This window comes from Enterococcus moraviensis ATCC BAA-383 (genome assembly GCF_000407445.1).
GTDB lineage: Bacteria > Bacillota > Bacilli > Lactobacillales > Enterococcaceae > Enterococcus_L > Enterococcus_L moraviensis.
Window position 1 is genome coordinate 1 of the sequence record NZ_ASWB01000004.1, and the last position, 15134, is coordinate 15134.

A 15134-nucleotide genomic window follows, 5' to 3' on the forward strand; every position below is an offset into this window, starting at 1 on the left:
AAGTGTTGTCTTGGAGGTTTAGCTCAGCTGGGAGAGCACCTGCCTTACAAGCAGGGGGTCGGCGGTTCGATCCCGTCAACCTCCATTTTTTGAGCCGTTAGCTCAGTTGGTAGAGCATCTGACTTTTAATCAGAGGGTCGCAGGTTCGAGCCCTGCACGGCTCATAGAAATATTTTGCGGGTGTGGCGGAATTGGCAGACGCACTAGATTTAGGATCTAGCGCCTTACGGCGTGGGGGTTCAAGTCCCTTCACCCGCATTTTTAGTCTCGTTTAATACTTGGCGATTACGCCGGCTTAGCTCAGTTGGTAGAGCATCTGATTTGTAATCAGAGGGTCGAGGGTTCAAATCCTTTAGCCGGCATCCAAATTGCGGAAATAGCTCAGTGGTAGAGCACCACCTTGCCAAGGTGGGGGTCGCGGGTTCGAACCCCGTTTTCCGCTTAGCTTGTTCGCCGGGGTGGCGGAACTGGCAGACGCACAGGACTTAAAATCCTGCGGTGAGTGATCACCGTACCGGTTCGATTCCGGTCCTCGGCATTGCATTGATACAGATGTATACATGTAGCACCCATAGCTCAACTGGATAGAGTGCTTGACTACGAATCAAGAGGTTAGGGGTTCGACTCCCTTTGGGTGCATAGTTAAAATGTTGACTACGGATTAGAAGGTTCAGAGAGTTAGTTCCTTTTAAGTATCTAGTCTTTTTTTATTATTATAGCTACGGGAAGTAGCTCAGCTTGGTAGAGCACTTGGTTTGGGACCAAGGGGTCGCAGGTTCGAATCCTGTCTTCCCGATTTAAAGAACAGAGTGAGTACTCTGTTCTTTTTTGTTTGGTTAAATAATTAACTATCTAAATTTTTTTATCTTTTCTTATTAATTGGGGCATTCTCCTTTATTAAACACTTGAAATTATGTATAATTAAGGTCAGTATTAGTCAAGGGAAAAGGATGAGTGTGATGAGTAATCAAAATACTTCAGATTTAATAGAAGCATATTTAAAGAAGATTCTTGAAGAAAGCAGTAAAATTGAGATTCGTAGAGCTGAAATGGCTCATTTATTCAATTGTGTTCCTTCCCAGATTAATTATGTCATCAATACACGATTTACGATTCAACGTGGTTATTCAGTTGAAAGTAAGCGCGGTGGCGGTGGGTATATCAGAATCGCTAAAGTTCAGATTTCTGATAGTGATCAATTATTAAAACAGATTGCTCAGTTTACAGGTAATGGACTTTCAGAAAAAGATGCGCTGATTTTTGTACAAAAATTGTATGAAGAGGAAGTAATCACGAAAAGAGAAGGAAATCTTATGTTATCTGTTCTTGGAAAACAAGTTCTAGGTAAAGCAGGACCAGATGAAGATTATTTACGTGCTCAATTGATGCATTCATTTTTAGAACGTTTGAGTTACGAGGAGGAATGATAATATGGATGAATTATTTACAGAAAGTGCCAAGGCAGTACTAGCTATTGCACAAGAAGAAGCAAAATATTTTAGGCATCAATCTGTTGGCTCAGAGCACTTGCTTTTGGCGTTAGTTTTAGAACCAAACGGAATTGCTGGCAAGTCATTACGCCAGTTAAACGCAGATAAAAATGATATTCGTGAAGAAATTGAGCATTTAACAGGATATGGAACGGTTAAAGAATATCCGAAAGGAGCTTACTTACCTTATTCTCCTCGTGCAAAACAAATATTTGCTTATGCAGGTGATGAGGCGAAACGATTAGGAGCACCGAATATTGGAACAGAGCACATTTTACTAGGTTTACTAAGAGATGAAGATATATTGGCTTCACGTATTTTATTGAATTTAGGGTTGAGTTTATCTAAAATGCGTCAGTTATTGATGAAGAAAATAGGTATCACTGATCCGCAGATGAGTGGGAATGTAGGGCGTCGTCGTAATAATCAGGCACAAAAAGCGGCACCTAAAGGAACGCCAACGTTAGACTCATTAGCACGTGACTTAACCAAATTGGCACGTGAGAATGATCTTGATCCTGTGGTTGGACGTTCTCAAGAAGTTAGACGTCTAATTCAAATTCTAAGTAGACGTACTAAAAATAATCCTGTTCTAGTTGGTGAGCCAGGAGTTGGTAAGACTGCGATTGCAGAAGGCTTAGCACAAAAAATCATAAACGGCGAAGTACCAGAAGATATGCTAGAAAAACGTCTTATGATGTTGGATATGGGTGCTTTGGTTGCTGGGACAAAATATCGTGGTGAATTCGAGGACCGACTAAAAAAAGTTATCGATGAGATTTATCAAGATGGTCAAGTAATTTTATTTATTGATGAATTGCATACGTTAATTGGTGCAGGTGGTGCTGAAGGTGCAATTGATGCATCGAATATTTTAAAACCGGCACTTGCACGAGGAGAACTACAAACGATTGGTGCAACAACATTAGATGAATACCAAAAGTATATCGAAAAAGATTCTGCTTTAGAACGTCGTTTTGCTCGTGTGCAAGTAGATGAACCAACACCTGAAGAAGCGGAAGAAATTTTAAAAGGGCTACGATCTCGTTATGAAGAACATCATGGTGTAGAAATCACGGATGATGCCTTACATGCGGCAGTTCAACTATCTGTTCGTTATATTAATTCTCGTCAGTTGCCAGATAAAGCGATTGATTTGATGGATGAATCTTCAGCTAAAGTTCGTTTAGATTTAGCCGATGAACCGTCAGAAATCAATAATTTACGTTTAGAAATTGCTCGTTTAGTTCAAGAAAAAGAAGAAGCAATCCAATCTCAATCTTTTGAAAGTGCAGCGAGATTACGTCAAAAAGAAAAAAGGTTAGCACGCAAATTAGAAAATATTCTACTGTTGGAGCAAAAAGAAGCTTCTGGTTATGCTAATCGTGTGACAGAGCAAGATGTTGCAAATGTTGTGTCACAATGGACAGGCGTACCTTTACAGCAGCTAGAGAAAAAAGAAAGTGAACGATTACTAGAATTAGAAAGTATTCTTCATCATAGAGTAGTTGGACAAAATGAAGCTGTTCAAGCTGTATCTCGAGCAATCCGTAGAGCGCGTAGTGGGTTGAAAGATCCAGATAGACCTATTGGTTCATTTATGTTCTTAGGTCCAACAGGAGTTGGTAAAACAGAGCTTGCGAAAGCATTAGCTGAGACTATGTTCGGCAGTGAAGATGCACTCGTTCGAGTGGACATGTCTGAATTTATGGAAAAATACAGTACAAGTCGTTTAATTGGTTCACCTCCAGGATATGTGGGTTATGAAGAAGGTGGTCAGCTGACAGAAAAGATCCGTCAAAAACCATATTCTGTTATTTTGCTAGATGAAGTAGAAAAAGCGCATCCTGATGTATTCAACATTTTATTGCAAGTACTAGACGATGGTCATTTAACAGACTCCAAAGGTCGTAAAGTTGATTTTAGAAACACTATTTTGATTATGACATCTAATATTGGGGCAACGGCTATTCGTGAAGAAAAGAATGTTGGATTCAACGTAAAAGATATCACAAAAGATTACGATGCAATGCAAAAACGGATTATGGAAGAGCTGAAAAAAGCTTTCCGTCCAGAATTCTTAAACCGCGTGGATGAAACAGTTGTCTTCCGTTCATTAGATCAAGAAGAAATTCATGAAATCGTGAAAATCATGAGTAAATCGATTGTGAAACGATTGAAAGAACAAGACGTTAATGTTAAAATCACAGCAGCAGCGATTGAAGTAATCGGAAAAGTTGGTTTTGATCCAGAATATGGTGCACGCCCAATTCGTCGAGCTTTGCAAAAAGAGGTCGAGGATCGCTTGAGTGAGGCATTACTTTCAGGTCAGATCCATCTCGGGGATAAAGTAACGATAGGTGCAAGTAAAGGGAAAATAACATTAAACGTTAAATCGCCTAAACCAGAACAAGTTCTACAAACAATTTAATTTCTAACTTTTTAATTCGCAGTGCAAAACGAATCTGTTTTGCATTGTTTTTTTTCTTTAGAAAAAGAATGAAAAGAGCTTATTTTTGTGAAAAATGAGCGTTAAAATAAAGAGAGTCTATTGGAAAGTTTGTGAACCTGTGCTACTATAAAACAGTTGTTAGAAGACTGACTTACAAGATAAAAAGTATTAATTTCAAACAGATTTGTTCATGACTGAACGAGTTTGTGCGATTTTTAGATTGTCTAGCTTCATGGGCTAGCTCTTCGGAAAAAAGATAAATATGAATAGTGGTAAAAAGCACCACCATCCATATTTCCTATTTTTCATTCAGAGCTGAACGAGCCCATTCAGCTTTTAAATTGTCTAGCTTCATGAACCAGCATCTCGGAAAAAAGATAAAATTAGCGTGTGACGAAGAGCGTCACATTCAAATTTTCCTATTTTTCATTCGATGCTAAACGGGTTCATTCAGCTTTTAAATTATCTAGCTTCATGAACCAGCATCTCGGAAAAAAGACAAAATTGGCTTGTGACGAAGAGCGTCACATTCAAATTTCCCTATTTTTCATTCGATGCTAAACGGGTTCATTCAGCTTTTAAAGGAGGATATAAAATGATTGAACTTATTGCGACTGCTGAGTCTATCGAACAAGCAGAGGCATTGTTAGCAGTAGGGATAGACACATTATACATTGGAGAAGAGATGTTTGGGTTGCGCTTGCCTACGTCATTTTCTCGTGAGGAGCAGCAACGTATTACTGAAATGGCTCATACTGTGGGGAAAAGAGTAACGGTTGCGTTAAATGGGATCATGCATCCAGAAAAGATGAAAAAAGTTCCGGAATATTTGGCTTTTTTACAAGAAATAAAAGTAGATCAAGTAACAGTGGGCGATCCAGGTGTTGTATTTGTGATGCAGCGTGATGGAATCGATATTCCATATATCTATGATGGTGAAACCTTAGTAACTAGTTCTCGTCAAATTAATTTTTGGGCAAAACGTGGATCGATCGGTGCGGTATTAGCCCGTGAAGTTCCTTTTGAAGAGATGAAAGCGATGAAAGATAACCTGATGGTTCCAGCTGAAGTTCTTGTATATGGTGCTACATGTATTCATCAATCAAAACGTCCATTACTACAAAACTACTACAATTTTACTAAAAATGATGAATCAGCTGCTAAAGAACGAGGGTTATTCATATCCGAGCCTAAAAAGGAAGAGACACATTATTCAATTTATGAAGACAGCCATGGCACGCATATTTTTGCAGATAATGACGTGAATTTAATCGGTGAATTAGAGAAACTTCACGAGCAAAACTACACAAAATGGAAGCTGGATGGCATTTATGCACCAGGTGAAAATTTTGTGAAAGTTGCAAAGTTGTTTGTAGAGGCTAAAGAAAAAATAGAAGCAGGCACATGGACAAGTGATCAAGCTCAAAAATCAATTGAACAAATTGAAACGTTACATCCAGAAAACCGTGGTTTAGATATCGGATTCTTTGATTTAGATCCAGATGAGATAAAATAAGGAGAAAAGACAGATGACAAACGAACGAACATTGAAGCGTCCTGAGGTTTTAGCACCAGCAGGGACGCTAGAAAAACTAAAAACAGCTATTCATTACGGTGCCGATGCAGTTTATATTGGTGGAAATGCCTATGGTTTACGCAGCCGTGCAGGAAATTTTACAAAAGAAGACATGATCGAAGGCGTAGCATTTGCTAATGAACATGGTGCAAAAGTTTATGTGGCAGCGAATATGGTCACGCATGAAGGAAATCAAGAAGGAGCAGGGGACTTTTTCAGAGAAATTCGAGATGTAGGGATTTCGGCAGTAATTGTTTCGGATCCCGCTTTGATTGAAATTTGTGCAGCGGAAGCGCCTGGCTTGCCGATCCATTTATCTACACAAGCGTCAGCAACGAACTACGAAACATTAGAATTTTGGAAAAACGAAGGATTAGAACGAGTGGTGTTAGCACGTGAAGTGTCAATGGATGAAGTAGCAGAAATCCGTAAAAATACGGATGTGGAAATCGAAGCGTTTATTCATGGGGCAATGTGTATTTCTTATTCAGGTAGATGTACGTTGTCTAATCATATGTCGATGCGTGATGCGAATCGTGGTGGCTGTTCGCAATCTTGCCGGTGGAAGTACGAGCTTTATGATATGCCGTTTGGCGCTGAACGTACTAGTTTGACCGATAAGGGTGAAGTTGAAGAAGAATTTTCAATGAGTGCAGTTGATATGGCGATGATTCAGCATATTCCAGAGTTGATTCAAAATGGCGTTGATAGTTTTAAAATCGAAGGACGTATGAAATCAATCCATTACGTTTCAACTGTAGCGAATGTGTACAAAAAAGCAGTAGATACTTACATGGAAGATCCTGAAAATTATGAATGCAAACAAGAATGGATCGATGAACTTTGGAAAGTTGCACAAAGAGAGCTTTCAACGGGTTTTTATTACCATGTACCAACCGATGAAGAACAATTATTCGGAGAACGTCGCAAGATCCCGCAATATAAATTTATTGGAGAAGTTATGGCATACGATCCTGTAACAAAAGTGGCAACCATTCGTCAAAGAAATCATTTTAGCGTAGGAGATGAAATTGAATTTTATGGTCCTGGGTTCAATCACTTCCATCAAACCGTAGAAGTTATGTATAATGAAGATGGCGAGTCAATCGATCGGGCACCAAACCCAATGATGATTTTAACAATGCCAGTTGAAGAACCAGTGGCAATTGGTGATATGATTCGTAAGAAAAAATAAATAATATAATTAAGGGGATTGGCTGTAGTAGCTTATCCCTTTCATTGCAGAAAGGATAAGGGAATAATGTCAAAACAATATGATTACATCGTGATCGGCGGCGGTAGTGGTGGAATTGCTTCTGCTAATCGCGCGGGCATGCATGGAGCCAAAGTTTTATTGATCGAAGCTGGAAATATAGGTGGCACATGTGTCAATGTGGGCTGTGTACCAAAAAAAGTGATGTGGCAAGCAAGTTCAATGATGGAAATGATGAAACGAGATGCAAAAGGGTATGGTTTTGATGTAGATGTAAAAGCATTTAGCTTTAAAAAACTGGTGCAAAATCGTGAGGCATATATCAATAATTTACATGCAGCCTATCATCGAGGTTTAGATAGTAATAAAGTAGAAGTTTTGTCTGAATATGCGACATTTATTGATAATCATACAGTTGAAGCAGGTGGTGAAACATATACAGCACCACATATCTTGATTGCGACAGGAGGACGTCCTAAGAAATTAGGCATTCCAGGTGAAGAATATGCGATAGATTCTAATGGTTTCTTTGCTTTAGAAGAATTACCGAAAAGAGTAGTATTTGTTGGAGCTGGTTATATAGCTGCGGAACTTGCTGGAACGATTCATGGATTAGGTGCAGAAACGCATTGGGCTTTTAGAAAAGATCGTCCGTTACGAGGCTTTGATGAAATGCTTTCTGAAAAAGTAGTTGAGCATTATAGTGAAGATGGTATGCATCTTTACCCTCATTCAACACCACGCTCAATTGAAAAGTTTGAATCAGGTGAATTGATGATCACCTTTGAAAATGGAACGAAGATTACAGCTGACAGTATTGTTTTTGGAACAGGACGTCAGCCCAATACAGATAATTTAGGTTTAGAAAATACTCAAATTGAACGGATAGATCAAGGTTATGTAAAAGTGGATAAATTTCAAAATACAACGCAATCAGGCGTATATGCCGTTGGGGATGTGATTGGTAAAATCGATTTAACGCCAGTTGCAATTGCCGCTGGAAGAAGATTATCAGAGCGTTTATTCAACGGAAAAGAAAATGAGTATTTAGATTATGAAACAATTCCGACTGTAGTCTTTACGCACCCAACAATTGCTACAGTTGGTCTAACAGAAAAAGAAGCAGAAGAAAAATACGGTGACGAGAATATCAAGATCTACCAATCAACGTTTACTCCAATGTATTTTGCACTAGGAGAGTACCGCCAAAAATGCGATATGAAATTAGTGTGTGTTGGTGAAGAGGAAAAAATTGTTGGACTACATGGTATTGGTCTTGGCGTTGATGAGATGTTGCAAGGCTTTGCAGTCGCTGTTAAAATGGGTGCTACGAAGAAGGATTTCGATAATACAGTAGCGATCCACCCGACAGGTTCTGAAGAATTTGTGACAATGAGATAAAAAGAAGAACCTGAAACATAATTTTTTTTAGTTATGTTTCAGGCTCTTCTTTTTAATTTGTTCGTGCAAGAATTGCTTGTGTGATTGTTAATAACTTATTTTTAGCATCAGTAGAGGTTTCAGGTAATTTAGCGATACCTTTCAGTGCTTGTTGTGTATATTTCTCTGCAAGCTTCTGTGCTTTAGTAACACCACCGAAGGAATGAACGAGTTCGTATATTTTCTCGGTTTCTTTATCGGTCAAGGATTCACCTTTTTCAAGATAAGGAAGTAATGATTCACGTCCTTCTTCTAATGCATAGAGTAACGGTAAGGAATAAATTCCTTGGCGGACATCTTCCAACACAGGTTTTCCGATTTGTTCTGGACTTTGTGTATAGTCTAAAACATCGTCAATAATTTGAAAAGCAATGCCGATATTTTCTCCGATTTTCCCACAATTTTTAGCAAAACGTTCTGAAGTTCCACTCTCATAAGCACCAACAAAGCAGCTTAGTGAAAAAAGTTCAGCAGTTTTTCCAGAAATGTTTTCAAGATATTGATTGATCGACATTTCAAGATTATAACGGTTATCCATTTGTCCTAATTCACCGCTAAGTATTTTTTCCATACTTCGAGAATTCAATTGGATACTTTTCAAAGAAGAAGAGTAATCTGCCAATAATTTGAAACAGCTGACAAATAAATAGTCACCAGCGTAAACGGCTGTACTGTTCCCAAATTGAGACCGGATTGTTGGTAATCCCCGTCGAATATCTGCTTCATCTACGATATCATCATGAATTAATGTTGCGGTATGAAGCAATTCGATAGCAGCAGCTAAAGAAGTTGCTTTTTTAGGCTCTCTATTTTCACCGAATTGTGAAAATAAAAGTTGGTAAGCAGGGCGCAGTAATTTACCTCCAGAATGGATCATGGACATCACGGCATTTTCAACTTCTTTATTTTTTAAGTTAACACTATTTTCCATTAGCTTTAGTGTTTTGTTTAATTCTTTCGCTAATTCAGGATATTTTTCCCACATTGGATGAACGTTCATAAAATGACTCCTTTGATTGTACTCGATCAGATTGAGATATTACTGGAAATATTGGCTCCATTTATGTTTAGAGGTTGATTCGTAGTTTAATTGAAATTTTCGTAAAGTTTGAACATGACGTAATAGGTAGTTTGCGGCAATTCCTATAGCGATTCCAGATAATAGGCCGATAATCGAAAGGAAAGGTAAATAGAGCATAGGTGCCCAAGACTGGGCGAAGAAACAGGTCGTCAACAATTGACCAACATTATGTAAGAATCCACCAGCAGCACTAATTCCAATGATACTAACGCGTTTGGGTCCTAATTGCATAATGATAAGCATGCCTAAGTAACTAAGTAAAGCGCCACTTGCACTATAGAAAAAAGTCGAGATCGTTCCGCCAAGTAAGGTTGTTAAAATCAGACGAAGACAAACTAAAAAGAAACTGTCCCTTTTTCTCATCGTAAAAATAGCAATGATTGTAATCAAGTTAGCTAATCCTAATTTTGCACCAGGGGCAAAAGCAAAGGGATAGGGGATCATGTTTTCAATTAAGCCGATGATCACACCTTGGGCGACTAACATGGAAATATAAATATTTTTTTGTAGTTTACTCATAATATACTGGCAACGTTTAATAAATCAAACTGCCATCCTCACTCCCATCAGAAGCCTCAACTGTAATGAATAAATTATGGGGCAAACAAGCAATAGGTGTTTCACCTGCTTTAGATATCCAACCTCGTTGTACGCAAACTTGGTCTCCGCAATTTGATTCTACCATACGGATTCTGTCACCACTGACTTCGATCAAATTGTAATCACCATCAGCATCTTCGTATTTGTATGTATAAGTAGGGCCGTCTTCTTTTAAATCAAAAACTTTAATGACTTCGCCATCCACTTTTAGCACTGCTTGTTTTGTTGCATCATCTTGAGCTGTATTTTGAATACCAAAAACAACAAGAGGCAAGAAAGAACTGATCGTTAAAAGTAAAATAATGACAATATCCCATGGACGTATATAACTTTTCTGAATAAATTCTTTAAAATCCAATTCTTCCCTCTCCCTTATAGTTTTTTGTTTAATATATTTTATCATAATGATAAAAGAAAGTTCTAGGAGTAAACCTAGAACTCTCTTAAATTTTACTATAAAAGTAATTATTTGCTGCCGTATCTAGATTTTGGCGTACCATACCACCATTTACCTAGTGTACGTTGTACCCATGGGATAACCCAGCGGTCTAAACCAAGTGAGCGTCCAGAGCCGTTCATCAAAGCAAATGCTACGAAGATAAACCAAATGTTTACCCAGTAGAACATACCTGATAGACAGAATGCAATTGTTAAACCGATTGTAGCGGCACTACTTAACCAAGTAAATAACCCAGCAATCAATGCTAAAGCAATCAAGACTTCAACAATTGTCATGAATTTTTGCATGAATAACGCAACTTCTTGGTTTGGCATCATGAATTTCATAACACTTTCAAACCATTTAGGCATATGATCGAATACTTGCATTGGCTCTTCACCGTATGCATAGCTTAAACCAAATTGAGCGGCTTTAGCAGTTGTTTCAGTTGCTTCAGCTCCGCCACCAGCTGCAGATGCACCTGTCGTTACTTGTTCTTGTAACCATGGGAACGGGAATGCAACTTTGTCAGTAAACCATGAACCATCACCGAACCAAGTACTTGGTTTTAAGTAATCGCCAGTTCCGACAATTTTTTTCATAGATTCGACTAACCAAACCATTCCATAGAATACACGCAATGGGACACTCCATAAAACATTTCCGTAACGAGAAGAATGTCCTCGTGTTACATTACGGTCATCTTTAATATGGAAGAACTCATGCATAATATATTGGAACATGTAATAGCCAGAACGAATGTCAAAGAAATATTTCAAGTTAACAATATGTTTCATGATAATCGCTAAGAAACCACTAAGATGGATTTTATCGAATAAGTTTGCGACACCCCATTTAGCACCGACAGAAACCATGAATCCTTGATAATTTCCTTTGAATTTGTGTTTTTCAGTACCTTTGATGTCCGCTACGATATTTGCAGCAGCTGTGTGACCAGTTTGTTCAGCAGCTTGAACGATTTGAGGCGTTGGTGTTTCAGGGAATTCTTCGTAGTACACCAAGTCACCAACGATATAGATGTTTTTATCTTCATATCCCTTAGCTTGCATGAACTCATTGGCAATCAAACGATTTCCACGAGCTGATTCTAAACCGAAGTCAGCAGCGTCAGAAGTTGCTTTCACACCTGCAGTCCAGATCAATGTGTGTGTTGGAACTGTAGAACCATCTTTTAATTTGATATGATCTGCAGCTACTTCAACGATTGGTGCGTTAAGCAACAATTTCACATTTTTCTTCTCTAAGTAACGTTCAGCTTTTGCTGCATCATTACGAGATAACATGTTTAAGATTGTCGGCATTGCTTCAACGACCATTAATGTAAATTCATTAGGGTCAAGTTTAAATTCTTTTGCAAGACGATCTTTCCAGTCGATTAGTTCGCCGACCATTTCGATACCAGTAAATCCTGAACCACAGACAACAAATGTTAGCATTGCTTTACGAACTTCTGGATCTGGTTCGATTGCTGCTTTTTCAACTGTTTCCAAGATATGTTCACGAATTTTCAGAGAGTTTTCAAAAGACCATAAAGTAAATCCATGTTCTTTCACTCCAGGAGTACCAAAATCATTTGGCTCGCCACCCATACCGATGATCAATTGGTCAAATTCATAAGAACCTAACTGTGTTTGAACGACTTTTTTGTCTTTATCGATACCAGTTACAGTGTCTGTTACAAGGGTAACGTTCTTTTTGCGTGAGAATAAACGTTGCAAGTCATATTGGATCGCAGAAGGCTCAACACGTCCTCCAGCTACTTCGTGCAACTCAGTCATCATGGTGTGGTAAGAATGACGATCAATTAAAGTAATCTCAACGTCAGAATCTTTTTTCAATTTTTTTGCTAAAAATTTAGTAGCTGAAACTCCAGCATAACCAGCTCCCACAACGACAATTTTTTGCTTTGTCATTGATAATCCGCTCCTTAAAAAAATAAAATAGAAAATGATAATAATTACACAATCGAATTCATTATATAGCGATAATCAGGTTTTGTCTAATAACAATTCTTAAATATAGGAAATAAATTTTTTTTATTAAAAAGGGGTGAAAAACGAGTAAAATTTTGTCTTTCTTTTATCACTTTAATTGACATAATTGAATTTTTCTATAGAATGTAAATTATATCACAAACTTAATTTGTGGAACGTTTAAGAAAAGGAAAAGGTGAACAAAAATGAAAATGAACAAAATTGTAAAGGGCTTCACAGCTATCGCACTTTCATCTCTTTTATTAGCAGCATGTAACTCAGATAACAAAAAGGATACAGCAAAATCTTCTGAATCAACTACTGCAACATCAAAAACAGCTGAATCTTCTACAGTAGCAGAAAAAGAAGCTGGTGCAGATTTACAAGATGGTACGTATAAATTAGAAGAAAAAAATGAATCAAACGGTTACCGTGCAACATTTGAAATGACTGTTAAAGATGGTAAAATCACTGAATCTAAATATGACAATATCAACGCTGATGGTAAATCAAAAGCGGATGACAAAGACTATAACAAAAATATGAAAGACAAATCAGGCGTAGGTCCTGCTGAATACATCAAAGAATTAAACGATTCTTTTGTTAAAGCACAAAGCGCTGACGGTGTAGAAGTAGTAACTGGTGCGACTCACTCTAGTGAATCATTCCAAAACTATGCACAACAATTGATCCAAGCAGCTCAAGCAGGCGACACTAAAACAATCGAAATCGACAATGGTGCTGACCTTAAAGACGGTACGTATGCATTGAAAGAAAAAAATAATTCAAATGGCTACCATACTGAATTCTCAATCGTTGTTAAAGATGGTAAAGTAACACAATCTAACTACGATAACGTGAATGACGAAGGCAAATCTAAAAAAGATGATGCTGACTACAACAAAAACATGAAAGACAAATCAGGCGTAGGCCCAGCAGAATACATCAAAACGTTGAATGAAGAATTAGTTAAAGCAATGAACGAAGAAGACGGATCAGCTGCAAACGTTGAAGTAGTAACTGGTGCAACTCACAGCTCTCACTCATTCGTAATCTATGCAGAACAATTAGTGAACGCTGCTGAAAAAGGCGATACTAACGAAATCGTTGTAGATAATATCGTAATGAAAAAATAATTTGTCCTAGTACAAATTAAAAGATAATTATAGGCAGAATCCAGTACCAAATTGGATTCTGCTTTTTGCTGTGAATCACTGTGACTGGCTGTGCCAGAGCAGATGATGAACAGTACTTGGCGAACGAAGAGAGCGAAGTAACCTAACTAGGAATCACTGTGACTGGCTGTGCCAGAGCAGATGATGAACAGTACTTGGCGAACGAAGAGAGCGAAGTAACCTAACTAGGAATCACCAAACGCCATGCACCTAAACCTGAAATAGTAATCAGTGGTCCTAAAGAGCACAAAATAGCCAAAGTCTTGTGCCAGAGCAGATGATGAACAGTACTTGGCGAACAGAGTGAGCGAAGTAAGCTAACTAGGAATCACCAAACGCTATACACCTAAACCTGAAATAGTAATCAGCGGTCCTAAAGAGCACAAAATAGCCAAAGTCTTGTGCCAGAGCAGATGATGAATAGTAAACAGTGACTGCAAGGCCCATTGCCTCATTACCAAAATTTCAAAGAAACATTGGCTCAATCTCACTATAAAACGAAAATAAAAGATAGAAAATCCTTTCCATTCATGAAAAAAAGAGCTACTATAAATAAGACAATTTTTCTATGTAGAAAGAGGGATACGATGAAAAACAAAAAATCACTAATTATTGTAATAGCGGCTCTATTTTTAGTTATTTTAGCAGGATGTAATACCAAAGATAAAACTGAAGAGGCAAAAATCAACAAAGAACCTTATTCAGATCAGCAATCATTATTAGGAACATATGTCCAAGTTAGAATCTATGATGACGGCAAAGAAGATGTATTAGAAAAAGCCTTTGCCAGAGTGAAAGAGCTAGGCGATAAAATCACGGTCAATGAAAAAGGCTCTGAAATCGATAAAATCAATGAACAAGCGGGGATCAAACCAGTCAAAGTCTCTGATGATATATACCCATTATTGAAGCGAGCATATGAATATAGTGAAGATTCTTCTGGTGGATTTGATATGGCGATTGGACCAATTACACAATTGTGGCATATCGGTTTTGATGATGCACGTAAACCTTCACAAGAGGAAATTGATCAAGCACTAAAATTGGTTGATTACCACAAAGTGAAGTTGAATGACGAAGAGAAAACAGTCTACCTTGAAGAAAAAGGGATGCAACTGGATTTAGGTGCAATCGCAAAAGGTTTTATTACAGATGAAGTTGTGAAAGTCTTGAAAGACAATGGTGTAACAACTGCGATTGTGGATTTAGGTGGAAATGTTTTTGTGTTGGGTCATAGTCCACGCGGTAAAGACATGGATTGGAATGTTGGAATCCAAGATCCAAATAAAGCACGTAATACAGTAATCGGAACGATTCAAGAGAGCAATAAAACACTCGTTACTTCTGGGATATATGAACGCTTTTTAGAAGTAGATGGGGAAAAATATCATCACTTATTTGATCCTAAAACAGGTTATCCTTTTGATAATGATATTGCTGGTGTAACAGTAATCACAAATGAATCGATCGATGGTGATGGACTATCAACAGCAGTATTTGCTATGGGTGTCAAAAAAGGCTTGGAATATGCTGAAGGATTGAAAAATGTTGATGTGATTTTCGTCACAAAAGAAGATGAAGTGTTTGTAAGTAAAGATATTGAAAAAGTTTTTGAATTAGGAAAAGATTCAGGTTATACAATGGGAGATCGTAAAGATCTGAAATAAGGAGAAA

At 37.8% G+C, this 15134-nt stretch carries 11 protein-coding genes and 8 tRNA genes; 15 read left to right on the plus strand and 4 right to left on the minus strand.

Annotated features, from left to right (window positions below; all coding sequences use genetic code 11):
- The first annotated feature begins 12 nt into the window (after positions 1–12).
- From I586_RS13520 to gor, 13 genes are all read left to right on the plus strand, one after another.
- Positions 13–85: transfer RNA gene (locus I586_RS13520), tRNA-Val, on the plus strand.
- A 6-nt stretch (positions 86–91) separates the two neighbouring features.
- Positions 92–164 (plus strand) — tRNA-Lys (locus I586_RS13525).
- Positions 165–176: 12 nt separating this feature from the next.
- Positions 177–258, plus strand: a tRNA-Leu gene (locus I586_RS13530).
- 31 nt (positions 259–289) lie between these two features.
- Positions 290–362, plus strand: a tRNA-Thr gene (locus I586_RS13535).
- 8 nt (positions 363–370) lie between these two features.
- Positions 371–442, plus strand: a tRNA-Gly gene (locus I586_RS13540).
- Between the two features lie 10 nt (positions 443–452).
- A tRNA-Leu gene (locus I586_RS13545) sits at positions 453–538 on the plus strand.
- A 27-nt stretch (positions 539–565) separates the two neighbouring features.
- Positions 566–639: transfer RNA gene (locus I586_RS13550), tRNA-Arg, on the plus strand.
- A gap of 83 nt (positions 640–722) precedes the next feature.
- Positions 723–796 (plus strand) — tRNA-Pro (locus tag I586_RS13555).
- A gap of 163 nt (positions 797–959) precedes the next feature.
- Positions 960–1427: a CtsR family transcriptional regulator gene (locus I586_RS13560; protein ID WP_010763440.1), complete on the plus strand. Its 468-nt coding sequence runs from the start codon at positions 960–962 to the stop codon at positions 1425–1427.
- A gap of 4 nt (positions 1428–1431) precedes the next feature.
- Positions 1432–3921: an ATP-dependent Clp protease ATP-binding subunit gene (locus I586_RS13565; protein WP_010763441.1), complete on the plus strand. Its 2490-nt coding sequence runs from the start codon at positions 1432–1434 to the stop codon at positions 3919–3921.
- Positions 3922–4537: 616 nt separating this feature from the next.
- Positions 4538–5458, plus strand: a complete 921-nt coding sequence (locus tag I586_RS13570) for a peptidase U32 family protein (RefSeq protein WP_010763442.1) — start codon at positions 4538–4540, stop codon at positions 5456–5458.
- 13 nt (positions 5459–5471) lie between these two features.
- The gene (locus tag I586_RS13575) at positions 5472–6713 is read left to right on the plus strand and encodes a peptidase U32 family protein (protein WP_010763443.1); all 1242 of its coding nucleotides are present in this window, start codon (positions 5472–5474) and stop codon (positions 6711–6713) included.
- 66 nt (positions 6714–6779) lie between these two features.
- Positions 6780–8132: a glutathione-disulfide reductase gene (gene gor, locus I586_RS13580; protein ID WP_010763444.1), complete on the plus strand. Its 1353-nt coding sequence runs from the start codon at positions 6780–6782 to the stop codon at positions 8130–8132.
- A gap of 52 nt (positions 8133–8184) precedes the next feature.
- Here the strand turns inward: gor and I586_RS13585 are convergent, their stop codons facing one another.
- From I586_RS13585 to I586_RS13600, 4 genes are all read right to left on the minus strand, one after another.
- A complete protein-coding gene (locus tag I586_RS13585; protein ID WP_010763445.1) occupies positions 8185–9171 on the minus strand; it encodes a polyprenyl synthetase family protein in 987 nt (328 codons plus the stop codon).
- 39 nt (positions 9172–9210) lie between these two features.
- Positions 9211–9771 carry a Gx transporter family protein gene (locus I586_RS13590; protein ID WP_010763446.1) on the minus strand — a complete coding sequence of 187 codons (561 nt, stop codon included), beginning with the start codon at positions 9769–9771 and terminating at the stop codon, positions 9211–9213.
- Positions 9772–9787: 16 nt separating this feature from the next.
- Positions 9788–10210, minus strand: a complete 423-nt coding sequence (locus I586_RS13595; protein WP_010763447.1) for a NusG domain II-containing protein — start codon at positions 10208–10210, stop codon at positions 9788–9790.
- A 107-nt stretch (positions 10211–10317) separates the two neighbouring features.
- A complete protein-coding gene (locus tag I586_RS13600; protein WP_010763448.1) occupies positions 10318–12225 on the minus strand; it encodes an NAD(P)/FAD-dependent oxidoreductase in 1908 nt (635 codons plus the stop codon).
- A 266-nt stretch (positions 12226–12491) separates the two neighbouring features.
- Between I586_RS13600 and pplA the strand changes: the two genes are divergently transcribed.
- Positions 12492–13421: an extracellular electron transfer flavoprotein PplA gene (gene pplA, locus I586_RS13605; RefSeq protein ID WP_010763449.1), complete on the plus strand. Its 930-nt coding sequence runs from the start codon at positions 12492–12494 to the stop codon at positions 13419–13421.
- Positions 13422–14047: 626 nt separating this feature from the next.
- Entirely contained in the window at positions 14048–15127 is a 1080-nt protein-coding gene (locus I586_RS13610; RefSeq protein ID WP_010763450.1) for an FAD:protein FMN transferase, read from the plus strand.
- Positions 15128–15134 lie beyond the last annotated feature (7 nt).